Source organism: Jatrophihabitans sp., from assembly GCA_036399055.1.
Lineage (GTDB): Bacteria > Actinomycetota > Actinomycetes > Mycobacteriales > Jatrophihabitantaceae > Jatrophihabitans_A.
Genome location: DASWNX010000017.1, coordinates 20,798 through 47,533 on the forward strand (window position 1 = coordinate 20,798; position 26,736 = coordinate 47,533).

Here is a 26,736-nt window from a genome sequence, read left to right on the forward strand (position 1 = left end):
GGAACGTCTCAAACGCCCGATTCACCCGGCAGTGGTGCGCAGTGCCCCCGGCATGGTGATAGTGATGACGCCGCCGAAGGAGCACACGCAGGTGGAACCTGCGACCAGCGCGGGTTTGCCGCCGATGGCAGTGCGCGGCGCGGTCGGAATCCACGAGCCGGCGATCGCGGGCACGCACGGCATCGGGGTCAGCACCCCCAGCGCGGCGGCCGTCGCGGCCGCGACAGTCGGGTTGGCGATGCTGGAACACATCCCGAACGGCGCGATGTTGACCATCGGCGCCATGTCGGCGATCGTCGCGGCCGGCCGGCCCTCGATGGTCACCCTGCTCATCGGCAGGATGTTGAGAGTGGTCGGCGCCAGGCCGAAGGAGCACTGCAACAACGCGCCCGTGGTCACCGAGAGGCTACCCATCAGCAGAGATCTCCCTTTCTATCGCTTGGAATTCTTGACCGAGGCGGTGAGCTGCTGGCCGGTCGTGGTCACGAAGCACAACACATTTCGGTCCTTCTGCTGCTCCCAGCCACGCGCCGATGGCAACAGGTAGGTGAAGAAGTAGGAGGAGTCGAGGTAATCCTTGCCGACGTAGCCGCTGTATTCCTGCGCGCAGACTCGGTCGGCGAACAGCTTCAGAGCGGCGTCGCCCGGATACGCCGACACCTCGCTGCCGTCCTTGCTCGCGAACGGGATGCTGGCGTAGGACTCCTGGGTGTGCGGCTGGTCACAGGGCACTGAGCCGAGCCTGCTGAGTTCGGATTTCACCGTGCTCGGCGGGTTGAAGCACTGACCCGGCTTGATGTCGAAGACCGACACCGCGGCCTTCTCGGCTTTCGAGCCGCCGAACCAACCGCATCCGCTGAGCAGCAGCGTCACCGTGATCAGCGCCGCCGCGTTCGCGCCCTTGCTGAGGGAGCATCGCAGCGAGGAACGAGCGAGGAGCGGACCGAAGTGGCAGCTCGTGCGGGCACGGCCGGCGGCGGCCGGGGCTGGCTTGGGCACTACGGGTTCACCGTCCAACACGAGTCGCCGACCTGACAAGCCCCCGCTTGAGCGCAGATTACACGCCGGCGGGTGGCGCCGACGGCTGATCGCAGACTCCGGCGGGCTGATCCGCGGCTTGAGTCAGCGCGTTGAAGGCGCTCGGCAACTGACGTAGCTTGACAACAGGTTGAATAGCAGCCGATCCGGCCCCGGAGGACGAGCATGGCCGACTTTCTCGCCAGCATCGACGTCGCTGCGCCCGCGGATGAACTCTTTGACTACCTGTCCCAGGTAGAGAACCTCCCGCACTACTTCGAACGCATGACCTCGGTGACCGACAACGAGGACGGCACCATCTCGGTCACGGCCGACCTCGGTGACCGGGTCGTCGAGGGCGAGGCCTGGTTCGAGGTGGACCGTGCCGCGCGGACACTGTCCTGGGGCTCGGAAGGTCCCAACGACTACTCCGGACAGCTGCAGGTCACCGGTGACGGGTCGAACTCGATGGTCGAGGTCACGCTGCGGACCGAGCGGGCCGGCGGCCCGGAGATCCAGGAAGGCATCGAGCAGACGGTGGCTGTCATCAAGCTCATCATGGAGAGCCGCTGACATGCAGAGCCGTTGACATGCAGAGCCGCTGACTAGGCCCGGGCGTCCGCCCTCAGGTTATGACCCGCCCGACTCGACCCGCTCACAGAAGGATGCCCGCCGATGCCCGCCAGTTCCGTCACGGCCGCCGGCCTGAAAGCCAAGCCGGCCTCGTCAGGCGGCAAGTCAGGCGGCAAGTCAGGCGGCAGGACAGACAGCAAGTCAGGCGGCAAGTCAGGTGGCAAGCCGCGGGCCGCCACCCCGGCTGACGCCGCTGCCGCCCCGTCGATGACCGTCGCCGAGATCAACGAGTTGCACGCCGACGCGCAGAAGTGCGCCGAGGTGGCCGGCTTGGTCTACGTGGCAGGCGAGGAGCCGGGCATGCGAAGGATCCGGCGGGGCAAGGGCTTCAGCTACATCGATCACCTGCGACAACCGCTGACCGACGCCGAGGTGAAGGCCCGGATCACCCAGCTGGCGATCCCGCCGGCCTGGCAGAAGGTGTGGATCTGCCCCAACGCCGACGGCCACATCCTGGCCACCGGCCAAGATGACAAAGGTCGCAAGCAGTACATCTATCACCCCAGATGGCGCGCGATCCGCGACATGTTGAACTTCTACCGGTTGATCCTGTTCTCCGGGCACCTGGCCGAGATCCGCGAGCACACCGCCCGCCAGTTGCGCCGGCGCACCTTCGACCGGGACCGGATGCTGGCCGCGATGATCCGCATCATCGACCTGACCAATATCCGGATCGGCAACGAGGTCTACGCCGAGGAGAACGACAGCTACGGGCTCACCACGCTCACCCGCAAGCACGTCCGGGTGTCCGGCGACCAGGTGAGTTTCGCCTTTCCCGCCAAGTCGGGCAAGCCCTGGGACGTCTCGATCAACGACGCCGGGGTGGCTCGAGTGGTGCAACGGCTGCTCACCCAGCGCGATCGGCGGCTGTTCAGCCTGGACGGCAAGGCTGTGAGCTCCGACGAGCTCAACCAGTTGCTGTTCAACCTCACCGGCGAGCACATCACCGCCAAGAACTTCCGCACCTGGGGCGGCACGCTGGCCGCGTTCACCTATCTGAAGAACCGGCTGGACAGCGAGCGGGCGCCGGAGAAGGTGGTGATCGAGGCCATCGACGAGGCCGCCGAGGCGCTGGGCAACACCCGCACCGTGGCCCGGGCGCACTACGTGCACCCCCACGTCCTGGAGACCTACACCGAGCACACCTTCGCCGGCTATCTGGCCCAGGCCACACCACGTCCGGTCCCCGGCCTGCACCCGGACGAACAGCAGTTGGCCGCGTTTCTCCTCGAGTTGTTCGAGGCTGAGTTCTCGCTGCTGTCGACCCGAAGCTGACGCGGGCAGCCCCTGCCCGGCGCGGGATTGAGCTCACACGAGTTCGATGACGTCCTGGATCGAGTTCAGGATCCTGCTCGGGCGGTAGGGGAACTGGTCGATCTGCTCAGGTCCGGTGGAGCCGGTCAGCACCAGGATGGTCTCCAGGCCGGCCTCGATGCCGGCGACCACGTCGGTGTCCATCCGGTCGCCGACCATGGCGGTGTTCTCCGAGTGCGCCTCGATCCGGTTCAGCGCGCTGCGGAACATCATCGGGTTGGGCTTGCCGACGTAGTACGGCTGCTTGCCGGTCGCCCGGCTGATCAGCGCCGCCACCGACCCGGTGGCCGGCAGCGGGCCCTCGGCCGACGGGCCGGTGACGTCAGGGTTGGTGGCGATGAAGCGGGCCCCCGCGCCGATCAGCCGGATGGCCTTGGTGATCGCCTCGAAGGAGTAGGTCCGGGTCTCGCCGAGCACCACGAAGTCCGGGTCGGTGTCGGTCAGGGTGTAGCCGATCTCGTGCAAGGCGGTGGTCAACCCCGCCTCGCCGATGACGTAGGCCGAGCCGTGAGGCAGCTGATCGGCCAGGAACGCCGCGGTCGCCAGCGCCGAGGTCCAGATGGCTGCTCGGGAACCAGCAATCCGGCCCGGACCAGCCGGGCGGCCAGGTCGCGGGGCGTGTAGATCGAATTGTTGGTCAGCACCAGGAACCGGCGCTGCCGTTCCACCAGCCGCTGCAGGAACTCCGCCGCGCCGGGCAACGCCTTGTCCTCATGGACCAACACGCCGTCCATGTCGGTGAGCCAGCATTCGATGGGTGGCCGGGTGCTCATCGCAGCTCCTGAGGATCGACGCCACGTCGCTGGCAAGCCAGGTGTCTCTGGCCGCGGCGGGGCTGGCCTCGACACCAGACTACGGCGGGCGCCCGGACCGACTCCGATGACGACGCCGGGGCGGCGTCACGGTCCCAGTCACGTCTGGCGAAGTAGGTGTAGGAAGGAATGACAGCTACTTCGGGGGGTTGGCATGCAGTACCGGTTGCTCGGTCGCAGCGGCACGGTGGTGTCGAATCTGGCGTTGGGCACGATGACCTTCGGCACCGAGACCGACGCCGACGGCGCGCACGCCCAGCTGAGCCGGTTCCTCGACGCCGGTGGCAACCTGGTCGACACCGCCAATGTCTACAGCGGCGGGTCGAGCGAGGAGATCATCGGGCGCTGGCTGGCGGCCAATCCCGGTCAGCGCAGCCGGATCGTGCTGGCGACCAAAGGCCGGTTTCCGATGGCCGACGGAGTCAATGACCACGGCCTGTCCCGTCGGCATCTGAGGCTGGCGCTGGAGGCGTCGCTGCGACGGCTGCAGACCGACTGGATCGACCTGTACCAGGTGCACGCCCACGATCCGCTGACGCCGATAGAGGAGACCCTGCGCTTTCTGGACGACGCGGTCCAGGTCGGCAAGATCAACTACCTGGGCCTGTCGAACTTCACCGGCTGGCAGTTGCAGCAGGCGGTCGACACCGCCGAGCGCCTGCTGCTGAGCGTCCCGGTCACCCTGCAGCCGCAGTACAACCTGCTGGCGCGCGAGATCGAGTGGGAGATCGTGCCGGCCAGCCTGGCCAACGGCCTGGGCCTGCTGCCCTGGTCACCGCTCGGCGGCGGATGGCTGACCGGCAAGTACAGCAAGCAGGAGCGACCGTCAGGCTCGACCCGCCTCGGTGAGAATCCCGACCGTGGTGTGGAGGCCTATGACCGCCGCTCGGGCCGGCAGCGCACCTGGGACGTCATCGACGCCGTCCGGGCGGTCGCCGACGAGCAGGGGGCGACGATGGCCCAGGTCGCGCTGGCCTGGCTGTCGGACCGTCCCGCGGTGACCTCGGTGATCCTGGGCGCCCGGACGACCGAGCAGCTCGAGGACAACCTGCAGGCCGCGGACCTGCGCCTGAGCGCCGCGCAGACCGAACTGCTGGACGTGGCCAGCGATCCGGAGCCCGCTGACTACCCCTACGGCGAGCCAGGCGTCCAGCAGCGGGCGCGCAAGATCGCCGACGGTCACTGAGCGAGCTATCCGCCGGTGGGCGCCGGCGCCGGCTCTGCCAGAATTAACCCAGAGCGCCAGTCCTGCGGGCTGTCGCGTTCTGGAGGGTTCGCATAGCGGCCGAGTGCAAGCGCCTTGAAAGCGCTCGACAGGAGACTGTCCGTGGGTTCAAATCCCACACCCTCCGCCAGCGCGTCACGTCAGCCCCAGGGCTAGACGCGCGCCTTCGCCGTCCAGGCCGTCGCTTCGACGGTGAAGGGGCCCGGGGGCAGCAGTTGCGCGCAGCGGGCGCGCAGGCTCTCGCGATGGTCGGGGGTCAGTTGCGCGACGTAGGCTCCGGCTGGTCCGACGCCGAGGGTGAACGGTCGCCACCATGCGTCGGCGTCGGCGAACGAGGCGCTCACGGTGAGTGTGGTCTGTTCGACGGGGTGCAGGCCGACGTTTCCGAACAGCTCGACGAGGTGGCCCTCGCGCACGCCGGGCAGGCCCGACTCGTCGCGCGCGGCCGGATCGAGGTCGCGGATGGCGCGCCAGATGACGGTCAGCGGTCCCAGGCCGCCGGCGTGGTCCCAGACGCATGCGGCCACGACGCCGCCAGGGCGGGCGACTCGGGCCATCTCGGCGATTCCAGCTTCGGGATCGTCCATGAAGTGCACGACGAGCTGGGCCAGCACGAGATCGAACGCCTCGTCGTCGAACGGCAACCGCTCTGCCCGTGCCTGCTGGACCTCGACCTCGGGCAGGCGGCGGCGGATCGCCGACACGAAGGAGGCCGAAGGATCGACCGCCACGACTGCCTGCGGGCCGAGCCGTTCGACAAGCACCGCAGTCAGCGCTCCCGGACCGGAGCCGACATCCAGCGCGCGCTGACCGGCGCGGGCTCCGACGAAAGTGGCGAACTGGGCTGCCAGCGGCTCGGAGTAGCGGCCGATGAACTCGCCGTAGGCCGCTGGATCGACCTCGAAACTCATCGCGTCAATCTAGCCGCTCGGCTCACCCCTCAGGGTGATCCGTCGCTTGCGCCGAATACGCATTCGGCTGGACCCCCTCGTGCGGCGACAGGCGTCTAGAGTTTTTCCATGCCCAGTGACCTCATGCTCAAGTCCATGAATGCCGTGCACCGGGTCGCGCTCAAGCTCACCGGCGACCGGGTGGGAGCCAGCTTCGGCGGGATGCCCTCGCTGGAGCTGACCACCATCGGGCGCAAGAGCGGCAAGCCGCGTTCGGTCATGCTCACCTCGCCGTTGCGAGAGGGCGATGCCTATGTGGTCGTCGCCTCCCGCGGGGGCGATGACATCCATCCCGCCTGGTTTCTCAACCTGCGCGACAATCCGGCAGTCCAGGTGCGGGTCGTGGGCAGGCCCCAGCAGGGGATGCGTGCCCGTATCGCCTCCCCCGAAGAACGCGCCAGGATGTGGCCGCTCATCGCAGAGCGGCACAAGAACTACGCCGGTTATCAGAAGCGCACCGATCGCGAGATCCCCCTAGTGCTGCTCGAGCCCCAAGCTCACCCCGGCACGGTCTGACACACCCATGGACGCGACCAACCTCGCTGACCTCTATGACCTGCCGATGATGGACTGGGCGGCGGTGGCCGCTCGACTCGACGCCGGATTGCCCCAGGCGCCGGGCTCGGGAGGTCCGAACCGGCACACCTGCTGGTTGACGACGATCAATCCAGACGGCAGCCCGCACGTCACCGGCATCGGCGCCCTCTGGGCCGAAGGCGCGTTCTGGTTCGAGACCGGTGAGCGCACCCGTAAGGGGCGCAACCTCGCCCGCGACCCGCGCTGCGCGCTCAGTCTGGCGACCGAGCAATTCGATCTGGTCGTCGAAGGCGAGGGCCGCCAGGTCACCGACCCGTCAACGGTGGCGGCGATGGCAGCGCGCTGGGCGGCCGAGGGATGGCCTGCTCAGGTTGACGCCACCGGGCGGGCTATCACGGCCGATTACAGCGCTCCGTCCGCGGGCCCGCCGCCTTGGTCGGTGTACCGGGTGGACGCGCGCACGGTGACCGCGCTCGCCACGGTCGAGCCCGGTGGCGCGACCCGCTGGCGGTTCTGAGCCGGCGCACCGGCGCTTCGGTGGAACATCGCCGCTTCGGTGGAACATCGCCGCTTCGGGTGGAACGAGGGAGCGTCAGGCGATGTCGCACAACCTTTACAGCGATTCCGGGGGCCGGGGCCACCATTCGGTAAACCCCGGTCCCGCGCTTTGGCTGCTAACTCAATCGTCTAACTCAACTGTCGGAGTAAGCCGCCAAAGCAAGGAAGCCGCTTATCAGACCCATTCGTAGTTCTGCATCGTTGTCACCCCCCTTTGGCGCGCGAAAATCGCATAGAGAATCAGCAAGTCTGGCCATAGCCAAGGCGCAAACCCTGAGGTTAGCGGCCCCTTCGAGATCCCACGCGTTGACGGTGCCCAGCTAAACGTCTATTAATTTCAGACAGATCGCGGACTTTGTAGACGCGAACCAGCGGGAAGTGCGTAGGCATAGGACGGACGGTCCGAACGCGCGCCACAGCGGCGCAAAGGACACCATCGACCGCAGCGTTGAGAACGAAAGGTGTTATGCCATTCACCCGCTGCTGAAAGTTTGTGACAACGGCTGGTCATTTCGACTCAGTTACTTCGCTTACCGCGTGACAGCGAGAAGTTCGGTATGTACTGTCTGTCTCCACGGAGCGTCACGGTTGGACCCACCTGCATGGTCGTCACCCCGGTGTTCGCACGGTTAGCGGTCGATCCGGCGGGGAGAAGGTCATGGTGAAAGCGATATCCGCGTGGTCGCTATGGCGGACATCGAGGTCGGCGATCATCCTCATCATCGCTGTCGACCTCGCCGCCCTGGGGGCCGCGCTGGCCTCGCCCGGCGCCGTCACGCAGTCCGAACTCGGAACCGCGGCCCTGCTGGCCTCCCTCAGCATCGTGTACTCCCGCTTCACGGTGGGCTGGGAGCGGGCCCGGCGCGCGTTGCGGCAGGAGAAGCTGCCGACCCTCTGCCCGAATTTGCTTGCCACCTGGACGTTCGCGGCGGCGGTCCTGCTTCCCATGACGCTCGTGGCCGCTGTCATCGTGGCCGCCGCGATAGCCGAATGGCCGGCTCGCAACATCGCCGGTCAGGCGACGCCGCACCGATACGTCTACAGCACTGCCGGCGCGATTCTGGCCGCCACCGCGGCCCACGGCTGCATGGCGCTTGCTTTGCCCGCGCCGCTAGCCCTGGCGCTTGCCGCACTGAGCTACATGGCGGTGGGCCTGGCGGCCGTGGCCCTGGCGATGCTGTCGGCGGGCCAGCGCCAAGCGCTGCGCCTGCTGCTCAAAGCCGAGAGCCACAAGCTCGAGGTCCTGACGATCGCCCTGGCGACGGCCCAGGTGCAGCTGATCACGTTGCACATCCCGCTGGCCTGGCTCTCACTGCCGGCGGCGATCGTGATCCAACGCTGGGCTGTGCAGTCAGACCTGCACGTTGCCGATGACCCGACGATCCGCCCGATGACCGAAGCAGCCTGGCTGACGGTGGCCAGAGAGGTGGTCGCCGCCTGTCCGGTCACGGCGATCATGCGGATCCAGACCACCGACCCGGCCGCGGTCAGCCTGGTGGCTCGGATGCAGGTCGGCTGCGACGCGATCGGCGCGATGGGCAAGTCGGGCCTGGCGATCCTCCTGGCGGACTGCCCGGGCGCCAACGCCGAGTCCCTGGCGATGCGGATGCGGACCGCCCTGCAGCAGCGGGGCGTCTCGGCGCTGGTGGCGGTCGCGGCCAAGCCCCGAGACGGTCACACCTCCGCCGACCTGCTGGCGGTCTCAGAGGCCGAGCTGATCACCAGGGCAGCGGCGCGACGACCGTCGGAATCGCTGGGTCCTGAGGCCTGAGCGCAACCGCCTCAGGAAGAGTCGCCGCCGCGTCCGGTTTTGGCCTGCAGCCGGTCGATGTGCTCGGAGGCCTGCGCTTTGGTGAGGTCGGCCGGCAACTGCTCGCCGGCCTCACGCGCCAGCGTGTCGAGGTAGCTGCGCTGAGCGCCGGTCATCGGCTCGTCGCCGGTGACCCAGTCGCTCGGATCTTTCGCGGTGGTGCCGGCGGCTCCAGGGCTGCTGGCCCCGATGGTGTCACCGTCGCCCTGGTCGTCGGAGTCGCGGGCTGATTCGGACTGTTCGCTCATGCATTTCACCTTAGCGAAGGCGAAGGCGGCCTTGGCGAAGGCGAAGGCGGCCTTGAGCGGGGCTTGAGGCTTCTCGGGACCAACCTTGAGCCTTGCCAATACCTTACGCAGAACAAACATTGGCACAGTTCTTCCTATCAGTCCACAACCCCGGTCAACCCCCGACCGGACCAATCAGGGAGATCTGCGATGTCGCTTCACCTCAACTCGGTCCGAAGCAAGGTCCTCGTTTCGGCCGCGCTGCTCGGAACCGCAGCGGCAGCAGCGGGCTTGGGCACTTTCGGCGCCTTCACCTCCTCGACCTCCGCCTCGGCCAGCGTCAGCTCCGGAACCGTCTCGATCTCCCTCGGCGCGGCCAACACCGCGGCCAACCGATTCAGCGTCGCCGCCTCCGGCCTGGTGCCGGGGGACACCGTGCAGCGCGCTGTCACCCTGACCAACGCCGCCGGCAACCAGGCGCTGTCCAGCATCACGCTGACCACGACCGCCACCACCAGCTCCAAGCTCGACTCCGACCCGACCCTCGGCCTGCAGCTCAAGATCGACTCCTGCTCCGTCCCCTGGACCGAGACCGGCGCCGCGCCGGCCTACTCCTACAGCTGCTCGGGAACCACCAAGTCCGTGCTGACCACCCGCGCGGTGATCGGCGCCAACATGGTGCTGACCAACCTGGCAGCCCTGGCGCCGAACAACACCGACAACCTGGTGGCGACCATGAGCTTCCCCGCCGCCGCTGACAACACCTTCCAGAACCAGTCGTCGGTCCTCAACTTCACCTTCACCGGCACCCAGCGCGCGGCCACCAGCCAGTAGCCGCCCCGAGCGAGCTGATCCCGGCCGCGGCCCGGCCGGGATCAGCTTTTCCACCATCGCGTCGCACGCTTGACCGACCCGCACCTTCGCGCACAGCCCCGAAAGAAGCCCGCGATGACCTACACCGAGCGTCCAGCCCGCCTTCTGGTGGTCGAAGATGACGACGACATCCGGGCCTTGTTCTCAGCGACGCTGCACGGCGCCGGCTACCGGCCGCAGGTGGCCAGCTCTGGCCAGCAGGCTCTGGATCAGGCAGGCGAGCTCGTGCCGGATCTGGTGATCTCCGATGTGTCGATGCCGGGGCTGTCCGGCCTGGACGTCTGCCGGGCGCTCAAGGCAGAGCCTCGGACGGCCGCGACAGTGGTGCTGCTGATCAGCGCGCTGTGCACCGAGCAGGACCGCGAAGCCGGCTTGCAGGCCGGCGCCGATGACTACCTCACCAAGCCGATCCGGCCTGCTGTGCTCGTGGAACGGGTCCGGTCACTACTCGGAGCGCTGGCATGACCCTGCTGCGGCGAAGCGGTCGGCTGCTGAGCACCTTGCTGCTCGGCTTGACCGTGCTCGTGCTGCTGTCGGTCACGCTCGGCCCTCGACTGCTGCACTACCGCACCGCGACCATGCTCACCGCCAGCATGTCGCCTGACATCCAGGCCGGGGACGTCATCGTCGACACCCCGCTGGCGCTGGCCGACGTGCGGGTCGGCCAGGTGCTGACCTATCACATCCCCGTCGATGACCGCCGGGTCGTCAGCCACCGGGTGACCGAGGTGCGCCGTCCCGGCCCGGGCATCGTCAACATCCGCACCAAGGGCGATGCCAACGCCGCCGAGGATCCGTGGACGGCCACCCTGTCCGGTGACACCGTCTGGCAGGTGCGCGCTGTCGTGCCCAAGGCCGGCACCGTGATCCGGGCGTTGCGAACCCCGGTGGTGCACACCGCGCTCACCACCGCGGTGCCGTTGCTCGTGGTGTGCTGGCTCCTGCTGGGCATCTGGCGGCCGGCCAAGCCGGCCAAGCAAGCCCCGCCGACCAAGCCGGTCACACTAGCCAAGCAAGCCCCGCCGGCCAAGCCGGTCACACTAGCCAAGCAAGCCCCGTCGGCCAAGCCCGCCAAGCCGGCCAAGCCGGCCCTGAGTGTGAGCGCTCAGCTCTGACCGGCGCCGGCTCTGGGCAGCCGGACGCAGACGGTCGTGCCACCGCCCGCGGTGTCGGTGATCGACAGCGTCCCACCGTGGGCGGCCACGATCCGCTCGCAGGTGGCCAGGCCGAGCCCCGTCCCGGCGGTCTCTGACTCCAGCCGCACCAGCGGCCGCAGCACCGCCGGACGCTGCTCGGCGGGGATGCCCGGACCGTTGTCGGCCACCCTCAGCTCGCTGCCCCAGCTCGTCGCGGCGACGGTCACCGCCACCTCGCAGCGCACATCCGGATTCCGGTAGGTCACGGCGTTCTCGATCAGGTTGAGCAGCAGCACCCGAAGCTGCACCGGGTCCGCGACCACCTCGGCCTGATCACAGCGCACCTCGGCGTCCGCGGCTGCCGGCCCGAGATCGACCAGCACCTCCTCGACGAGCTCGGGGACCCGCACCGCCTCGTGCTGCGGCGTGCCGCCCATGCTGGCGTAGCTGAGCAGCTGGTCGATGGCTGACATCATCCGCTGGCTCGCCGACACCGACCGGTTGGCGTACTCCAACGCTGCCGGGTCCTGGCGCACCGCCGGATGATCCTGCAGCAGCTCGCCGAAGCCCAGCGACGCGGTCAGCGGCGTCTTGAGGTTGTGGCTGAGCTGTCCGGCGAAGGCGGCGAGCTGCCGGTGCGAGCGCGCGAGCTCGGCCACCGTCTGGCGCAACTGATCGGAGCGTCGGCGCAGCTCGAGCACGTCGACCACGCCGACGGCCAGCGTCTGCAGCGCGGTGCGCTGCTCGGCGTTCAGCGTCCTGGGCTCGGGGTCGAAGACGCAGATGGTTCCCACCAGATGGCCGCCGGGCGCGCGCAACGGGCTGGCCGCGTAGAACCGGACCTGGCCCAGTTCCCCGGTCACCCACCGGTTCGAGGTGAACCGCTCGTCCTGCCGGGTGTCCGGAACGACCAGCTGCTCACCCAGGCGCAGGGTGACCTCGCACATGGAGTCGGCGCGGGCCGAGACCAGCGGCTCGCAGCCGAATGCCGCGAGCTGGAACTGGTGCTGGTCATCGATCAGGTTCAGCACCGCCCTGCTGACGCCACAGACGTGAGCGGCGAGTTCGGTGAAACCGGCCAGGGTCGCCTCATCGACGGGACTGAGCCGTTGAACCGGCAACCGGGCCACGATGCCGTACTCGCGCAGCGCGGCGATCCGGTCGCGTTCACGGTCGGCCGCGGTGACCGGGCTGGCCGAGGTCATCCGACGCCGAGCCGGTAACCGACGCCGCGGACCGTCCGGATGTAGCGGCCGCTGCGCGGATCGTCACCGAGCTTGCGGCGCAGATTGGCCATGTGCACCTCGACCAGGTGGCCGTCGCTGACCCAGTCGGTCCCCCACACTGTCCGCAGCAGCGTCTCGCGGGGCCAGACCCGTCGAGGGCCTGAGAGCAGGGTGGCCAGCAGGTCGAACTCGGTGCGGGTCAGCTCGAGTTCCACCCCGTCCAACAGCGCCAGCCGCCCCTCGATGTCGACCTCGAGACCGCCGTGGCGCACCGACGCCGGCGGCGGGCCCGGCTCGGCCGCCGGCGCGCCGGTCGAGCGCGGCCGGCGCAGCATCGCCGCGATGCGGGCCCGCAACTCGCGCGGGCTGAACGGCTTGGTCAGATAGTCATCAGCGCCGATCTCCAGCCCCATCAACCGGTCGATCTCGTCCGGGCGGGCGGTCAGCATCACCACATAGGCGTCGGTGATCTCACGGATCCGCCTGCACACCTCGATGCCGTCGAGATCCGGCAGGTTCAGGTCCAGGGTCACCACGTCGGGCTGGGCCTCGCGGACGGCGGCGACTCCCTCGGCGCCGGTGGCCGCCTCGGTCACCTGGAACCCGGACTGCCGCAGCAGCTCCCCGATCAGGGCGCGGATGTCAGCGTCGTCATCGATGATGACGGCAGACCACGCTCTCTCGACCAGCACACAGTCACCGTAGGTGACCGACCGCTCGCAGGCATAGCAAAACGCCAGAACCAGGGGCGCCGGCTTCTTAAGCGGCGCTCAGCACTTGACCACGATGGCCGGGGTGGGGCTGCTCGTCCAGTTCAGGTAGGTGGTGACCAACGTCAAGGAGTAGGTGACGTTCTTGGTCATGTTGAACCGGTAGTTGTTGAGCGTCTTGGGCGCGAGGGTCACCGGTAGGGGGGTGCCATAGTTGAGCAGCTTGTAGCCACTGGCTTTGGCATCGACGGTCGGCGTCCAGGACATCGTCAGCGCGCAGCTGCTGCGTGAGGAGGACAGGTTGGTCGGTGGGTTGAGCAGCGCGCTGCTGGCCGACTGGGCCGAGGCCGCCTGCTGGTTGAAGCTGGCCTCGGCCACCGCCGGCGCGGCCCACAGGGTCGCGGCGAGCAGCACTGCGGTAACGGTGGAACTCCGCATCGCGCCCTCGCCCCTTCTCTGCCGGATCTGATCACGCTGGCGGGTCGGGACAGGTCCCGGCCAGCACTTACCTTGCCAAACTCACGTAAACCTCACCTGGTTCTCGGCTCAGGTTTTGCTCAAGATTTCTGGGACTGCTCGTCCTGGCCATACTGAAAAGGTGATCTCGATCGAAACCGCGCGCCTGCTCCGCGACGCCGGCCTGCGCTGGACCCCGGCTTCCGGCGACCGGTTCGTGGTGGTCGACCGCGGCATGGACGAGGAGGTGTTCGTGCTCAGCGACATGACCGTCGAGGTGCACCAGCTCGAGCACGGCCAGGTGATCGGGTTCAACGGCACCACCGAATGGGCGCTGGACTCGGTGGAGGACCGCGACGCCGTCTGGCTGCCGCGCGAGACCCAGCTGCGCGAGCTGCTCGCCGGGACGTTTCGCAGCCTGGACCGGGCCGACGGGGACTGGCGGGTACGGCTGGAGGTCAACTCCGCGCCGGTGCAGGTGCGTCATGCCGACCCCGAACAGGCCTACGCCCTGGCCCTGCTCCAGCTGATCTCCGGATCGGCCTGAGCCTTCAGATCGGCCTGAGCCTTCAGATCGGCCTAAGCCTCCGGCTCGGGCACCACGACGCCAGGTATCTCCCGGCACCGGCCCCGCATCTCGGCCACCACCACCCCGTCGGCGCGCCGGACCGTGACGTCATAGAGGCCGCTGCGTCCGCGCCGGTAACGCTCCTGGGCGACTGCTCGCAGCTCGTCACCGGGGTGGACCTGGGCGACGAAGTCGATGTCACAGCCCGTCGCGACCGTGGTGCGGTTGTAGCTGTTGCAGGCCACCGCGAACGTGGTGTCGGCGAGGGTGAAGACCACGCCGCCGTGGCCGATCTGGTGGCCGTTGAGCATCACGGGGGTCACCGTCATCGCCATCTCGGCCTGTCCCGGGGCGGCCCAGAGCGCTCTGATGCCCAGCGAGGCCGAGGCGGCGTCGGCGTCGAGCATGGCGCGCATGCACCGCTGGGCCAGTTCGCGGGCGGCGTCCTCGGCCGGCGGGTCCTCGGTCATGGGCTCAGGCTAACGGCGCGGCGCAGCAGCAGTCCGGTGAGCCGAGGCTGGTCGTAGGGTTGAGGCAGTGAGCCTGCGGATCCGCACTTCTCGAAGGGATGCCAGCGATGTCACATGAGAGTGAGCGACCCATCCTGCACCAGATCTCGGACCTGGTCGCCGAGGAGCGCGAGCTGCGCTCGACGCACACCGGCATCGGGCTGAACTCGGCCGAGCGCAGCCGGTTGGACGCGATCGAGCGTGAGCTGGACCGGTGCTGGGACATGCTCCGGCACCGGCGGGCGGAGGAGGAGTACGGCACGGATGCCAGCCGGGACTCCGATGACTCGGATGCGATGAGCGATTCGGGTAGGTCGGGGCGTTCGGAGGACTCCGACTTCAACGACGGTTGGCGCAGCTGAGGCGTACGCCGACGTAGGGGGTGCGCGCCTACCGGATGCGCCCTATGCTGACGCCAGGGTGAGGCCTTGGAGGTTCGATGCGACTGCGCTTCTGGAGGACTTCCGAGCCGGCCGACCGGGACTCGGCGCTGCGCGCGCTCCGATCTTTGAAGAAGGACCGGCTGCTGCGTCCGGCCGCCGATCCGACCCCGGGCTCGGCCAACGACGACTATTACGCCATGCAGGCCGGAATGGGTGGCCACAGCTGACCCGGCTGGGCTTGGTTGGCCTGAGCCGGTGGGCCTGATTGGCCTGAGCCGGTGGTCCTGCGGTTGGTCTGAGCCGGTGGGCCTGGTTGGCCTGAGCCGGTCGGCCTGCGGTTCACCGGGTTCCCGGCCGGTGGCATCGCGAGGTGACGGCTCCTCGCCGTTGCTCGGCGCCCGTTCCACCCTGCCCCGGTAGCGTCGGTGCCTCCAGCCCGACCCCGCGAGGAGCGTACAAAGTGGACTTTGCCGAAACCGCCGAGCAACTGGCGCTGCGAGCGGCCGTCGCCGACCTCGGCCGGGAGTTCGGAATGGACTACTGGCTGGCCAAGGCGCGCAAGCACGAGGTGACCACCGAGCTGTGGGAGAAAGCCGCTGCTCTCGGGTTCATCGGGGTGAGCACCCCTGAGCAGTACGGCGGTGGCGGGGCCGGCATCACCGAGCTGGCGATCGTCTGCGAGGAGCTGGCGGCGGCGGGAGCGCCGCTGCTGCTACTGGTCGTCTCACCGGCGATCTGCGCCTCCATCATCGCCCAGAGCGGCACCGAGGAGCAGAAGCAGCGGTGGCTGCCGGGAATGGCCAACGGCTCCATCAAGATGGCCTTCGCGATCACCGAGCCCGACGCCGGGTCGAACTCGCACAAGATCTCCACCAGTGCCGTGCAGCGGCCCGACGGCGGCTACACCGTCAACGGTCGCAAGTACTACATCTCCGCGGTCGATCAGGCCGACTACATCCTGGTGGTCGGGCAATCCCCGGCCTCGCGCGAGGGTGGCCAGATCCGTCCGGCGCTGTTCGTGGTGCCGACCGACGCGCCTGGCCTGGAGTACCACCCCATCGACATGGAGATCGTCTCGCCGGAGCGGCAGTTCTTCTGTTACTTCGACGACGTCGAGGTGCCGGTCGAGAACGTGATCGGCGGGTCGCTGGACGCTGCGCTGCCCGCGCTGTTCGCCGGCCTCAACCCCGAGCGCATCACCGTGGCGGCGTTCTCGATCGGCACCGCCCGGTTCGCGCTGGGCAAGGCGGCGCGCTATGCCAACGAGCGGACGGTGTGGAAGCAGCCGATCGGAGCGCACCAGGCGATCGCGCATCCGCTGGCCAAGGCCTACATCGAGACCGAACTGGCCAAGCTGATGGTCTACAAGGCTGCCGGCGCCCACGACGCGGGTGACGCGATGGCCGCCGGCGAGGCGTCGAACATGGCCAAGTACGCCGCCGGGGAAGCGGCCTGGAATGCCCTGGACGCGGCGATCCAGACCCACGGCGGCAACGGCCTGACCAGTGAGTACGGCCTGGGCGCGCTGCTCGGCGTCGTGCGGGCGATGCGGATCGCTCCGGTCAGCAAAGAGATGCTGCTCAACTTCGTGGCTCAGTTCTCACTGGGCCTGCCGAAGTCCTACTGAGTCGGTGGCAGGCCGCTCAGCTGGTCTAGTGCTGTCCCGCTGTGAGCTATCATGGCGAATCTGCTTTATTGGTAAGCCAAATCAGGGCTGAATCTTGTCAGTGGGCCCGGCTATCCTAGATAGCGTGATCGCAGCCGACTTCGACCTCCGCCAGTGGGATTTCCTGCCCCCGCTGGACGAAGCCGCGTTGCCGCAGGAGCCGCCTGCCACCTTGGTCTTGGTCGAGTTGGCAGAACCAGAATCACCGGTGGCGTCAGTCATTATTTTTGCCGATCAAGCCGATGCTGCGCTATATCAAGCTAATACGCTGAGTCTTAGAAATGCATGTCTTGAGAATGCGCCGTGTTCAGAGGCCCTTCCTTGCGCAGAGGAGGCACTGCGTCATGGCTTGGCATGGCGGCGACCCGGTCTGTACGAGATCGCCCGATTGGCTTCCTTGAACTTCCACGAGCTGAGTCCGGCCCAACGAATCGACGCCGCGGCTGCCCAGCAACGGCAGCAGGCATGGCTCTCAGCACGTCAGCTCTCGCTCTTGAGCCTTATCTCGAAACAGGACTCCACGCACAAGCACTGGTGCGTCGAAGAGGTCGGCTGCGCGCTCGGGCTCTCCGGTTCGGCGGCGCAGAACCTGCTCAAGAACTCCGAACAACTGTGCCACCAGTTGCCCGCGACGCTGAACGCGCTGTCCGAGGGCCGGATCGGCATGGCCCAGGCAACCGCGATCACCGAGGCTTCCTACGAGCTGCCGGACGAGGTCCTGCCCGACTTCGAGGCCCGGGTGCTGAAGGACGCGCACCAGCAGTCCACCGCACAGCTCAAGCGTGCCGCCAAGCGCGTCGCGCTCCAGCTCGACCCGGCGTCGGCTGAGCTCAAGCATCAGCGCTCGGTGGCCGACCGGCACGTCCGCATCGCGCCAGCCGATCACGGGTCGTCCTGGCTGATGGCCCTACTGCCCGCGGCACAAGCCCACCTGCTCTACGACCAGGTCGACGCCGCCGCCCGGATGGCGCCGGCCGACGACAGCCGGACGATGGACCAGTTGCGGGCCGACGCGCTGGTGAACGCGGTGCTCAATGGCATCGGCGGTGAGCTCCCCACTTCGCAGGGGCACCGGCCGGCGATCAACGTCACGGTCGCGCTGTCCAGCTTGGCCGGACAGGACGAGGAGCCGGGCTGGCTCGACGGCTACGGCGCCATCACCGCCGGCTACGCCCGGCAACTCGCGCACGATCCGACGGGGAGGTGGCGGCGTCTGGTCACCGACCCGGTCAGCGGGCAGTTGCTGGACTACGGAACCACCCGGTACCGGCCGCCGCGTCACCTCAGCGATCACGTCATCGGACGCGACGGCGAATGCGCGTTTCCGTTCTGCGCGCACCGAGCTCGCCGATCCGACCTGGACCACGTCGTCCCCTACCCATGCGGCAGCACGAGCGCAGACAATCTGCAGCCGCTGCACCGCCGGCATCACAACGCCAAGACCCAAGCCGGCTGGCGGGTGAAACGAGACTTCAGCACCGGCGGCGCCCAGTGGACCAGCCCGACCGGCCGGCAGTACCGCACGAAGCCACCCGAGCGTTGGCCCATGCCTAAGCCGCCCGTGGTCAGGCCCACTGCCCCCCGTGCCAGACCGGCTAACGAACCGCAGCCACCCCGTTCTAGGCAGGCGTTCCCCTTCGGCGGTTAGTAGCCACTCCAACCATGGTCATGGCAGTCAGGCCACAGCAAGGGATGCTGGAAGCAGGTACGAGCCTGGCCTCTGGCGCTAGCTCGGATCTTCCATCCCGTTCCGGCCGTCGGCCGGTGCGTTCTCGGCGCGTTCGAGGAGCTGATGCCGCTCGTAGAGCCGACGCCCGAATATGGAGCCAGCGGCCAAGCCGGGGTAGATAGCCCATGAACCGAAGTCATTCAATCGATCCGTAAGAGCTAGTCCCACGATCAGCATCCCGAACGTGACCGCGAGGTACAGCAAGAGCCAGCCGAGCAACCGGGGATCGCGGCGGATCAGCCCTCCCGCCCTTCGCAGTCCGAGATACTTCGCTCGTTCCTCGGAGCGCCACTCTCGCAGGCCCGTCCGCCCTGCCCGGTGGCTCGTCACGGGGTGAGTATGCATGAGCACGAGCGGCTGCGGCAGGTTCGCCAGGTCCGCCCCAGTCTCCCGGTGACCTTCGTCTAGCCCGGAGTGCAGGACGGGTTCGGGGTCGGAGATGGCACGGCTGAGGTGCTGGGCGTCGGGGTGCTGCTCTTGCTCGCAGTAGCCGACGGCGCGCCGGTGCCCGTGCGGGTACCCGAAGCGGACGCGCTGGGCGTCGGCGTGGGGGTCGGCGTCGGCGTGGGGGTCGGCGTCGGGCAGGCGGGCTTCACCGCGACGGTGAGGGTGATCGTGGTCGACGGGTTGTAGAAGATGCCCGGCGTCGGGTCGATCGCCATCACCTGACCGATCTGGTAGCCCTGCTGCACCGGGGCGGTGTTCGATCGGGCGATGGTGGTGAATCCCAGCTGGTTGAGCTTCACCCTGGCCTGCTGTTCGGTCAGCCTGGTGACGTCGGGCAGCTTCACCTTGCCATTGGCGACCTGGAGTTTGACGGTGGTGCCTGGTGGCACCGAGGCGTTGGCCGGCGGGTCCTGGCCGATCACCTGACCGGCCGGCTTCGCGCTGTCGATGTCGGACCGGCTGGCCGCCAGACCCTCCGACGCCAGCGCCTTCTGAGCCTCGCTGTAGGACAGCCCCACGACGTTCTGCACCTGCACGTCGGCAGGGCCGGCGTAGACGGTGAATCTGACGGTGGCGCCGTCGGCCACCTCCTTGCCGGCCTCTGGGTTCTGGGTGCAGACCTGGCCCTTGGTCGGGTTCTTCAACACCGGCGCCTCGCCGCCGGCGCTGCACGGGCCATTGCTGCCCTCCGGCTTGCCGGGTGCGGGGATGAGGTGGTTGCTGCGCAGGGTGTCGATCGCGGCCGCCGGCGACAACCCCACCAGCGCTGGTACCTGATACAGCACCGGAGTGTTGGAGGTGTCGTCTTTGCGCAGCAGGTAGAGCGCCGCGGCGCCGATGACCAGCAGCAGCGCCAGCACCACGGCGGTCCAGATCAGCGCGCCGCGGTGATGGGCCGTGTCGTCCTCGTCGTCATAGACCGGGGTCAGCACCCCCTGCCGGGTGGCGGGCTTGGCCGCCGCGATGAACTGGGTCCGCTGGGCGTCGGTCATCACCGACTCGGCCTCGACCGCCTGACCGCTCAGCGCCCGCTGCAGGTCGGCCCGCATCTCGGCGGCGGTCTGGTAGCGGTTCAGCGGGTTCTTGGCCAGCGCCTTCATCACGATCGAATCCAGCGCCGGCGGCACGACCTGGTTCACCGAGGACGGCACCTGCGGGTTCTCCCGGACGTGCTGGTAAGCGATCGCCACCGGCGAGTCACCGGTGAACGGGGGGTGCCCGGTGAGCAGCTCGTAGAGCAGGCATCCGGTCGAGTAGACATCCGAGCGGGCGTCGACGGCCTCACCGCGCGCCTGCTCCGGTGACAGGTACTGCGCCGTGCCGATCACCGCCGCGGTGGCGGTCACCGTCGCGGCGTTGTCGGCCAGCGCCCGGGCGATCCCGAAGTCCATCACCTTGATCGAGCCGGCGCTGGTGATCATCACGTTGCCCGGCTTGATGTCACGGTGCACGATGCCCGAACGGTGCGAGAAGTCCAGCGCCGCGCACACCTCCGCCGTGATCTCCATGGCCTGCGGGGGCGGCAACTGCCCCTGGTTCTTGAGCACCTCGCGTAGCGTGTGGCCCTCGACGTACTCCATCACAATGTAGGGGGTGTGACCTTCTGGCCCATCGTCCTCGCCGGTGTCGTACACCGCGACGATCGAAGGGTGGTTCAGCCCGGCAGCGGCCTGGGCTTCGCGCCGGAACCGGTTCTGAAACGACGGGTCACGCGCGAGGTCGGCGCGCAGGACTTTCACCGCGACGTCGCGGCCCAGGCGGACATCCCTGCCCTTGTGCACCTCGGCCATGCCGCCGTAGCCGAGCAGTTCCCCGATCTCGTAGCGGCCGCCAATCAACCGTGCTGCTGCCGTCATCGGACGTCCTCACCGTCTCGCTGCCTTGCCACACCGTCGTGCTGTCCTGCCACATACCGCCGCTGCCGCCTCACACCGCCGCGCTGCCGCGTAAAGCCCCTCATTTAACCCCGATCGCGGCCAGATAAGCCTTCATCACGGCCTGCGCCACGGGGGCCGCCTCAAGGCCGCCGGTGGTCTCACTGCCCCGCACCCCGCCGTTCTCGATGATCACTGCCACCGCGATCTTGGGGTTGTCCGCCGGGGCGAAGCCGGAGAACCAGGCATGCGGGGGGTTGAGGTACACGCCGTCGGAGTTCTGCGGGCCGTTGTCAGCGGTGCCGGTCTTGCCGGCGACCTGGATGCCCGGGATCTGGGCGGCAGTGCCGCTGCCCCTGTTCACGACCTCGACCATCATCGACGTCAGCTGATCGGCCTGGGTCGGGTTCATGACCTGGTTGAGCAACTGCGGGTCCGGGTGGCTCAACACCGCCAGGTTCGGCGCCTGCTCCTCGGCGATCAGGTAGGGCTTCATCAGCTTGCCGTCATTGGCCACCGCGGCCGAGAGCATCGCAGCCTGCAACGGGGTGACCCGGACATCGCGCTGGCCGATGCTGGACTGGGCCAGCGACGGCTCGTCCACGACCGGCCCGACCGAGGACGCCGCCACACCCAGGGGAACGCCGAAGCCACTGTCGTCGATGCCGAACAGCGCCGCCTCGCGCTTGAGGGTGTCCGCGCCCAGGTCCATGCCCAGCTGGGCGAAGGCGGTGTTGCACGAGATGGTGAGCGCGTGGATGAGGGTGTCGGTCTTGCCGTCGGCGCACTGCTCACCGCCGAAGTTGCGCAGCTGGGTACGGGTGTTGGGCAAGGTCAGCGTGTTCGGCGCCGGAACGCGGGTCTGCGGCGTCCGGCCGTTCTTCAGCGCGGCGCTGGCCACCACCACCTTGAACACCGACCCAGGCGGGTAGGTGACGTTGAAGACGCGGTTGAGCAACGGGTTCTGCGGGTCGGCGTTGTACCTCTTGTACGCGGCTTGGATCTTCTCCGCCGAATGCGAGCTCAGCGTGTTGGGGTCGAAGGACGGGGTGCTGACCGCGGCCAGGATCGCGCCGGTCGCCGGGTCCAGCGCCACCACCGCACCGCGCCGCGGGCCCATCGCCTGGTAGGCCGCCGCCTGGGCCTGCTTGTTGACGGTCAGCAGGACGTTGCCGCCCCGGGTGTCCCGGCCGGTCAGCAGGTTGGTCAGCCGCTGCACGAACAGCCGGTCGTCGGTGCCGGCCAGCACCCCGTCCTCGGCCGCCTCGATCGCGGTGTTGCCGTAGTACAGCGAGTTGAAGCCGGTGACCGCTGCGTACACCGGGCCGCCTGAGTACTTGCGCAGGTACATCAGCGCGTCCTTGGTCGGAATCGACTCCGCGACCGGTGTTCCCGAGCCCTGCAGGACGATCGAGCCTCGCTGGCGCTTGTACTCATCGAGCACGGTGCGCCGGTTGGCGCTGTTGTCCTTGTAGTGATCGGCCTTGATCACCTGCACCCAGTTCAGGTTCAGCACCACCGCCAGCAGCAGGATGGCGACGAACACCCCGACCCGTCGGATCGGCCGGTTCACGGGTTGTCCCCTGCCGTGATCGGAACCGGGCCGCTTTCGGTGGTGACCGCCGAGGGCGGCGTGGTCGGGGGCCGGCGCGCGGCGTCTGACACCCGCAGCAGCAACGCCAGCAGCCCGAAGTTGGCCACCAGCGACGAGCCGCCGTAGGACAGGAACGGGGTGGTCAGGCCGGTCACCGGCAGCAGCCGCGAGATGCCGCCGGCCACCACGAACAACTGCAGGCCGAAGGAGAACGACAGGCCGGTGACCAGCAGCTTGCCGAAGGAGTCACGGACGGTCAGCGCGGTGGCGAAGCCACGGGAGATGAAGACCAGGTAGAGCGCCAGGATGGCGACCAGGCCGAACAGTCCGGTCTCCTCGCCGAAGGAGGCCAGGATGAAGTCGGACTTGGCCACCGGGACCAGCTCAGGACGGCCACCGCCCAGGCCGGCCCCGAACAGCCCTCCGGTGCCCAGGCCGAACAGCGACTGGCTCATCTGGTAACCCTCGGACTGCAGGTAGTCGAAGACGTGCAGCCAGACGGTGACCCGTTCCCTGACGGTGCCGAAGAGCTCATAGGACACCACGCAGCCGCCGGCGAACAGCAGGACGCCGATGATCACCCAGCTGACCCGCTCGGTGGCGGCGTAGAGCAGCACCACGAACAACCCGAAGAACATCAGCGAGGTGCCCAGGTCGTGGTTGCGCACCAGCACCCCGATGCTGATCAGCCAGGCCACCAGCACCGGGCCCAGGTCGCGGCCGCGCGGCAGGTCGATGCCCAGCACCCGGCGACCGGCCAGGGAGAGCACGTCGCGCTTGTCGACCAGGTAGGAGGCGGCGAAGATCGTCAGCGCGATCTTGGAGATCTCACCCGGCTGGATCGAGAAGCCGGCCACCCGGATCCAGATCCGGGCGCCGTTCACCTCGCTGTACTGGGCGGGCAGCACCGCCGGCAGCATCAGCAGGAACAGCCCGACCAGGGCAAGGGTGTAGGCGTAGCGCGCCAGCACCCGGTGGTCGCGGATCCCCAGCAGCACCGCCAGGAAGACGGCCAGGCCGACGAAGGCCCAGACCACCTGACTGGCCGCGGCCACCCCGGTGTAGGTGACGCCGTTCTCGGCTGCCTGCTGGGCCAGGCCCAGGTCCAGCCGGTGGATCATCACCAGCCCGAGGCCGACCAGCAGGACGGCGCACGGCAGCAGCAGCGGGTCGGCGTAGCGGGCGGTCTTGCGGATCGCGGCGTGGCTGACCAGCCCGACCGCCAGCACCACCAGCGCGTAGGTCACGACATGGCCGGAGAGCTTGTTCTCGCGGGTGATCTCGACGAACGCCTCCGCGCAGGCCACGATCAGCGCCGCGGCGAACACGAAGAGCAGCTCGGTGCCGCGCCGGGTCGCGATCCGGTAGGGCCGGCTCACGGGCAGGCCTGGCCGTGCGCTCGGTGCCCGGTCATCGGCAGTCCACCCCTTGGACGGGCAGGTCCGAGGGCGACGGGGTCGGCGTCGGCGCGCTGGGCGTCACGCTGGCCCGGGCGGCGCTGGTCCGGGCGGCGCTGGTCCGGGCGGTGGTCGCCGGCCTGGTCAGCGTCCGGCTCTGCGTCGGCGTCCGGCTCTGCGTCGCGGTGCGGGGCGGCGAGGCAGTGGGCGAGGCGGCGGGCGAGGGCGTCGGGGTGGCGACCGGGCAGAGCGGCTTCAGCTCGGCGGCCAGCCGCTTGAGGATCGCCTCGGCGTCGGCACGGCTGTGGGCGGTGATGCCGTTGAGCACCTGCCCGCTGGCCGACTGGGTCAGGTCGGCCACCCGCAGGTCGCTGCCCTGGATCACCGAATACAGGTTGACCGGGCCGAAATCGGCGTTCACCCCTTGGAACACGGCGACCTCGTCACCGTTCTGGCCGACGAAGTACTGCTTCTGGGTCCAGAGGTAGCCGCCGATCCCCGCGGCCACCAGCAACAGCGCCACCAGGCCGCTGGCCAACCAGCGCTTCCTGCCCCGCCGGGACTGCGCCGCCGGCGGCTCGACCCGGTCCTGGCTCGACATCCGCGCTGCCCGGGTGGCCGGGGAGTTCGAGCCGGAGTCCATCGTCTCGACCCGGTCGGTCACCGCCCCGCCCACGATCGGCACGTCGTCGCCGTCGGACAGGTCCACCACGTCGGCGACGATGCAGGTGACGTTGTCAGGGCCGCCACCGCGCAGCGCCAGCTCGATCAACCGGTCCGCGCAGCCCTGGGGAGTGCCTGAGGCGAGGGTCTCCAGCAGGGTGGTCGCGGTGACGACGTCGCTCAGGCCGTCGCTGCAGAGCAGGTACCGATCGCCCTTGCGGGCTTCCCGGATCGAGATGTCGGGGTCGACCTCGGTTCCGTTGAGCGCCCGCAGGATCACCGACTTGCGCGGGTGGTGTGATGCCTCGTCGGCGGTGAGCTTGCCCGAGTCGACCAGTGACTGGACGTAGGTGTCGTCGTGGGTTATCTGGCTGAGCTGGCCGCCGCGCAGCAGGTAGGCGCGGGAGTCCCCGACGTGCACCAGCGCGATCCGGCTGCCGGCGAACCGGATCGCGGTGAGGGTGGTGCCCATGCCCTCCAGCGCCGGGTTCTCGTCGACCGCATGGGCCAGCGCCGCCGTCGCGTCGGCCACCGTGTCGCGCAGCGAGCCGATCAGGTCGGCGATGGGCCGGTCCTCATCCAGGCTCTCCACGGTGCCGATGACGATCTTGGAGGCGATCTCGCCGGCCGCGTGGCCGCCCATCCCGTCGGCGATCGCCAGCAACCGGGGCCCGGCGTAGACCGAATCCTCGTTGTTGCCGCGGACCAGACCGCGATCCGAGCGCACCGCGTACTTCAGCGTCAGCGCCATGCGAGGGTCGTCCGACTCGTGGCGGCGGCGGTGGCGGTCGTGGCGGTGGCGGTCGTGGCGGTGGCGGTGGCAGTCGTGGCGCCGGCGGCCTCGGCGGGAGCGCTCATCGGAGTTCCATGGCCGTCTTGCCGATCCGGATCACCACGCCGGCCTCCAGCGGCAGCGGGCCGGTGACCTTGTTCTGGCCGACGTAGGTGCCGTTGGTGGAGCCGAGGTCCTCGAGGTACCAGGTGCCGTTGTTCTCGCTGATCCGGGCGTGCCTGGTGGAGGCGTAGTCGTCGGTCAGCACCAGGGTGGAGTCGTTCGCCCGGCCGATCAGGATCGGCTTGCCGGTCAGCGCGACCCTGGTGCCGGCCAGGCTGCCCTCGGTGACGATCAGCTGCGACAGCGCGCCGCGACCGGGTCGGCTCTCCGAGGCCGCGGCCCGGGCCTTCTTCGACTTGGGCTTGGCGGGCACCGGCACCCGGGGGGCGCCGGCGGTGCGCAGCTCGAGCCGGATGACCCGGATCATGCCGAACAGGAAGAGCCAGAGCAGTGCCAGAAAGGCAAAGCGCATCAGCTGGATCGCCAGTGGCGAGGTCAAGAGCTGTCCTCGTGGAACACCAGCCGGGTGTGCCCGACCCGGATCACGTCGCCGTGCTGCAACAGCTGGCTGCGCACGCTGTGGCCGTTGACCGAGGTGCCGTTGGTGGAGCCGAGGTCATAGACGGTGGCCTGGCCGTCGGCGATGTGGACGTCGGCGTGCCGGCGTGAGACGCCCTGGTCCATCAACTGCAGGTCGGAGTCGGTGCCCCGGCCGATGACGTTGCTGCCCGCGTTGAGGTGCACCACCCGGGGCGTGCCGTCCACGCTCAGCCTGGCCTGGTAGGCCGGGCGGCGCGGCGGCTGGGCGTAGGGCGGCTGGACCGCCGGCGAGAACTGGGTGGGCGGCGGCTCTGCCTGCCGGGATCGCTCGTCCTGCGCTCGCTCGTCCTGCCCCGGTTGCCGGGCGGAGGGCGCTGGCGGGACTGGCGCTTGCAGGACCGGCGCAGGTGGGACGGCGACCGCAGCCTGCTGGGAGCCCTGTCCTGGGGCCGGCGCCTGGGCGGGCGGGCCCTGGGGCGGCGAGCCGTAGGGCTGCAAGTACTCATCCGGCCGGCCGGCCATCACCGGCATCGACATCGAGTCCATCGGCCGGCGGCGCGGCGGGGCCTGCGGCTCCATCCGGGAGGCGACCCCGAAGACGCCGGTGTGCAGGGCCTCGTCCAGAGCCAGGTACACCTCGATGTCGCCGATGGTGGCCAGGCCGTTGTCGTCGAGGTACTCCTGGACCAGCTCGGCCAGCGAACGGGTGAGCTGGACCTCCCAGGGAGACAGCCGCTCGTAGTCGGAGGCGCCGAGGGTGACCCGGTAGCGGTTGGGCACCAGCACCTGGCCGTTGCCCATCACCGCCTTCTTGTCCACAGCCTCGCGCTGCAAGGCATTGCCGATTTCGACCGGTTCGACCTGGCCCTTGAAGACCCGGGCGAAGGCCGCGCCGACCATGCCCTCAAGCCGTCGTTCAAAACGCTGGGCGAGGCTCATCGTCGCGTCCTCCTCTCTGGGCTGGTCGGTGGCATGATGCTCCCCAAGCCTGTGTCTTGACTCTGGCCCGGGCCCGGGTATCTCGATGATGGTATCTGCGCGGGGCTT

Annotated in this window: 31 protein-coding genes and 1 tRNA gene; 15 read left to right on the forward strand and 17 right to left on the reverse strand. The window is 68.9% G+C overall.

The window, feature by feature from the left end:
• Positions 1-21: 21 nt before the first annotated feature.
• On the reverse strand, positions 22-414 hold the full coding sequence (locus VGB75_05855; GenBank protein HEY0166551.1) for a DUF4280 domain-containing protein: 393 nt from the start codon (positions 412-414) through the stop codon (positions 22-24).
• An 18-nt stretch (positions 415-432) separates the two neighbouring features.
• Positions 433-999, reverse strand: coding sequence for a septum formation family protein (locus VGB75_05860; protein ID HEY0166552.1), 567 nt, complete (start codon positions 997-999; stop codon positions 433-435).
• A 204-nt stretch (positions 1,000-1,203) separates the two neighbouring features.
• Between VGB75_05860 and VGB75_05865 the strand changes: the two genes are divergently transcribed.
• Together VGB75_05865 and VGB75_05870 are read left to right on the forward strand one after the other, a co-directional pair.
• Positions 1,204-1,590, forward strand: a complete 387-nt coding sequence (locus VGB75_05865; GenBank protein ID HEY0166553.1) for an SRPBCC family protein — start codon at positions 1,204-1,206, stop codon at positions 1,588-1,590.
• A gap of 102 nt (positions 1,591-1,692) precedes the next feature.
• Entirely contained in the window at positions 1,693-2,925 is a 1,233-nt protein-coding gene (locus VGB75_05870) for a hypothetical protein (protein HEY0166554.1), read from the forward strand.
• A gap of 33 nt (positions 2,926-2,958) precedes the next feature.
• Here the strand turns inward: VGB75_05870 and VGB75_05875 are convergent, their stop codons facing one another.
• Positions 2,959-3,546 carry an HAD-IIA family hydrolase gene (locus VGB75_05875; protein ID HEY0166555.1) on the reverse strand — a complete coding sequence of 196 codons (588 nt, stop codon included), beginning with the start codon at positions 3,544-3,546 and terminating at the stop codon, positions 2,959-2,961.
• Positions 3,438-3,737, reverse strand: coding sequence for a hypothetical protein (locus VGB75_05880; GenBank protein HEY0166556.1), 300 nt, complete (start codon positions 3,735-3,737; stop codon positions 3,438-3,440). The genes VGB75_05875 and VGB75_05880 overlap by 109 nt, the downstream gene beginning before the upstream one ends.
• Before the next feature lie 193 nt (positions 3,738-3,930).
• Here VGB75_05880 and VGB75_05885 point away from each other — a divergent pair, with 193 nt between their 5' ends.
• Both VGB75_05885 and VGB75_05890 read left to right on the forward strand, forming a co-directional pair.
• Positions 3,931-4,962, forward strand: coding sequence for an aldo/keto reductase (locus VGB75_05885; GenBank protein HEY0166557.1), 1,032 nt, complete (start codon positions 3,931-3,933; stop codon positions 4,960-4,962).
• Between the two features lie 81 nt (positions 4,963-5,043).
• Positions 5,044-5,131 (forward strand) — tRNA-Ser (locus VGB75_05890).
• Positions 5,132-5,153: 22 nt separating this feature from the next.
• Here VGB75_05890 and VGB75_05895 read toward each other — a convergent pair.
• Entirely contained in the window at positions 5,154-5,912 is a 759-nt protein-coding gene (locus tag VGB75_05895; protein HEY0166558.1) for a methyltransferase domain-containing protein, read from the reverse strand.
• Between the two features lie 108 nt (positions 5,913-6,020).
• On the opposite strand from VGB75_05895, the gene VGB75_05900 reads away from it, so the two are divergent.
• From VGB75_05900 to VGB75_05910, 3 genes are all read left to right on the forward strand, one after another.
• A complete protein-coding gene (locus VGB75_05900) occupies positions 6,021-6,467 on the forward strand; it encodes a nitroreductase/quinone reductase family protein (protein HEY0166559.1) in 447 nt (148 codons plus the stop codon).
• A gap of 7 nt (positions 6,468-6,474) precedes the next feature.
• Positions 6,475-7,005, forward strand: a complete 531-nt coding sequence (locus tag VGB75_05905; GenBank protein HEY0166560.1) for a pyridoxamine 5'-phosphate oxidase family protein — start codon at positions 6,475-6,477, stop codon at positions 7,003-7,005.
• Positions 7,006-7,704: 699 nt separating this feature from the next.
• Positions 7,705-8,817 carry a hypothetical protein gene (locus VGB75_05910; protein HEY0166561.1) on the forward strand — a complete coding sequence of 371 codons (1,113 nt, stop codon included), beginning with the start codon at positions 7,705-7,707 and terminating at the stop codon, positions 8,815-8,817.
• Positions 8,818-8,828: 11 nt separating this feature from the next.
• Here the strand turns inward: VGB75_05910 and VGB75_05915 are convergent, their stop codons facing one another.
• The gene (locus VGB75_05915) at positions 8,829-9,104 is read right to left on the reverse strand and encodes a DUF3072 domain-containing protein (GenBank protein HEY0166562.1); all 276 of its coding nucleotides are present in this window, start codon (positions 9,102-9,104) and stop codon (positions 8,829-8,831) included.
• 189 nt (positions 9,105-9,293) lie between these two features.
• On the opposite strand from VGB75_05915, the gene VGB75_05920 reads away from it, so the two are divergent.
• The 3 genes from VGB75_05920 (at position 9,294) to VGB75_05930 (ending at position 11,071) form a co-directional block, all read left to right on the forward strand.
• Complete coding sequence (locus VGB75_05920; GenBank protein ID HEY0166563.1) at positions 9,294-9,917, forward strand: TasA family protein; 624 nt, start codon at positions 9,294-9,296, stop codon at positions 9,915-9,917.
• Positions 9,918-10,031: 114 nt separating this feature from the next.
• Positions 10,032-10,421 (forward strand): response regulator, encoded by a 390-nt coding sequence (locus VGB75_05925; GenBank protein ID HEY0166564.1) that lies wholly within the window; start codon positions 10,032-10,034, stop codon positions 10,419-10,421.
• On the forward strand, positions 10,418-11,071 hold the full coding sequence (locus VGB75_05930; GenBank protein ID HEY0166565.1) for a signal peptidase I: 654 nt from the start codon (positions 10,418-10,420) through the stop codon (positions 11,069-11,071). The genes VGB75_05925 and VGB75_05930 overlap by 4 nt, the downstream gene beginning before the upstream one ends.
• Here VGB75_05930 and VGB75_05935 read toward each other — a convergent pair.
• The 3 genes from VGB75_05935 to VGB75_05945 all read right to left on the reverse strand — a co-directional run bounded on the left by VGB75_05935 (position 11,062) and on the right by VGB75_05945 (position 13,466).
• The gene (locus VGB75_05935) at positions 11,062-12,297 is read right to left on the reverse strand and encodes a GAF domain-containing sensor histidine kinase (protein HEY0166566.1); all 1,236 of its coding nucleotides are present in this window, start codon (positions 12,295-12,297) and stop codon (positions 11,062-11,064) included. The two genes, VGB75_05930 and VGB75_05935, sit on opposite strands and share 10 nt — an antisense overlap.
• A complete protein-coding gene (locus VGB75_05940) occupies positions 12,294-13,010 on the reverse strand; it encodes a response regulator transcription factor (GenBank protein HEY0166567.1) in 717 nt (238 codons plus the stop codon). The genes VGB75_05935 and VGB75_05940 overlap by 4 nt, the downstream gene beginning before the upstream one ends.
• Before the next feature lie 78 nt (positions 13,011-13,088).
• Positions 13,089-13,466 (reverse strand): hypothetical protein, encoded by a 378-nt coding sequence (locus VGB75_05945; GenBank protein ID HEY0166568.1) that lies wholly within the window; start codon positions 13,464-13,466, stop codon positions 13,089-13,091.
• Positions 13,467-13,626: 160 nt separating this feature from the next.
• Here VGB75_05945 and VGB75_05950 point away from each other — a divergent pair, with 160 nt between their 5' ends.
• A complete protein-coding gene (locus VGB75_05950; protein ID HEY0166569.1) occupies positions 13,627-14,031 on the forward strand; it encodes a hypothetical protein in 405 nt (134 codons plus the stop codon).
• Positions 14,032-14,063: 32 nt separating this feature from the next.
• Here the strand turns inward: VGB75_05950 and paaI are convergent, their stop codons facing one another.
• On the reverse strand, positions 14,064-14,522 hold the full coding sequence (paaI, locus tag VGB75_05955; GenBank protein HEY0166570.1) for a hydroxyphenylacetyl-CoA thioesterase PaaI: 459 nt from the start codon (positions 14,520-14,522) through the stop codon (positions 14,064-14,066).
• Positions 14,523-14,629: 107 nt separating this feature from the next.
• Between paaI and VGB75_05960 the strand changes: the two genes are divergently transcribed.
• The 4 genes from VGB75_05960 to VGB75_05975 all read left to right on the forward strand — a co-directional run bounded on the left by VGB75_05960 (position 14,630) and on the right by VGB75_05975 (position 18,258).
• Positions 14,630-14,923 carry a DUF2630 family protein gene (locus tag VGB75_05960; protein HEY0166571.1) on the forward strand — a complete coding sequence of 98 codons (294 nt, stop codon included), beginning with the start codon at positions 14,630-14,632 and terminating at the stop codon, positions 14,921-14,923.
• A 77-nt stretch (positions 14,924-15,000) separates the two neighbouring features.
• Complete coding sequence (locus VGB75_05965) at positions 15,001-15,171, forward strand: hypothetical protein (GenBank protein ID HEY0166572.1); 171 nt, start codon at positions 15,001-15,003, stop codon at positions 15,169-15,171.
• Positions 15,172-15,404: 233 nt separating this feature from the next.
• Positions 15,405-16,571: an acyl-CoA dehydrogenase family protein gene (locus VGB75_05970; GenBank protein HEY0166573.1), complete on the forward strand. Its 1,167-nt coding sequence runs from the start codon at positions 15,405-15,407 to the stop codon at positions 16,569-16,571.
• Between the two features lie 247 nt (positions 16,572-16,818).
• The gene (locus VGB75_05975; GenBank protein HEY0166574.1) at positions 16,819-18,258 is read left to right on the forward strand and encodes a DUF222 domain-containing protein; all 1,440 of its coding nucleotides are present in this window, start codon (positions 16,819-16,821) and stop codon (positions 18,256-18,258) included.
• Between the two features lie 78 nt (positions 18,259-18,336).
• On the opposite strand, the gene VGB75_05980 is transcribed toward VGB75_05975, so the two are convergent.
• From VGB75_05980 to VGB75_06010, 7 genes are all read right to left on the reverse strand, one after another.
• Entirely contained in the window at positions 18,337-18,669 is a 333-nt protein-coding gene (locus VGB75_05980) for a hypothetical protein (GenBank protein ID HEY0166575.1), read from the reverse strand.
• A 74-nt stretch (positions 18,670-18,743) separates the two neighbouring features.
• On the reverse strand, positions 18,744-20,642 hold the full coding sequence (gene pknB, locus VGB75_05985) for a Stk1 family PASTA domain-containing Ser/Thr kinase (GenBank protein ID HEY0166576.1): 1,899 nt from the start codon (positions 20,640-20,642) through the stop codon (positions 18,744-18,746).
• A gap of 100 nt (positions 20,643-20,742) precedes the next feature.
• Positions 20,743-22,233 (reverse strand): penicillin-binding protein 2, encoded by a 1,491-nt coding sequence (locus VGB75_05990; GenBank protein ID HEY0166577.1) that lies wholly within the window; start codon positions 22,231-22,233, stop codon positions 20,743-20,745.
• Entirely contained in the window at positions 22,230-23,633 is a 1,404-nt protein-coding gene (locus tag VGB75_05995; protein ID HEY0166578.1) for an FtsW/RodA/SpoVE family cell cycle protein, read from the reverse strand. The genes VGB75_05990 and VGB75_05995 overlap by 4 nt, the downstream gene beginning before the upstream one ends.
• A 31-nt stretch (positions 23,634-23,664) precedes the next feature.
• Positions 23,665-25,065: a protein phosphatase 2C domain-containing protein gene (locus VGB75_06000; protein HEY0166579.1), complete on the reverse strand. Its 1,401-nt coding sequence runs from the start codon at positions 25,063-25,065 to the stop codon at positions 23,665-23,667.
• A 103-nt stretch (positions 25,066-25,168) separates the two neighbouring features.
• Positions 25,169-25,621, reverse strand: coding sequence for an FHA domain-containing protein (locus VGB75_06005; GenBank protein HEY0166580.1), 453 nt, complete (start codon positions 25,619-25,621; stop codon positions 25,169-25,171).
• 23 nt (positions 25,622-25,644) lie between these two features.
• The gene (locus tag VGB75_06010; protein ID HEY0166581.1) at positions 25,645-26,628 is read right to left on the reverse strand and encodes an FhaA domain-containing protein; all 984 of its coding nucleotides are present in this window, start codon (positions 26,626-26,628) and stop codon (positions 25,645-25,647) included.
• Positions 26,629-26,736: the final 108 nt, after the last annotated feature.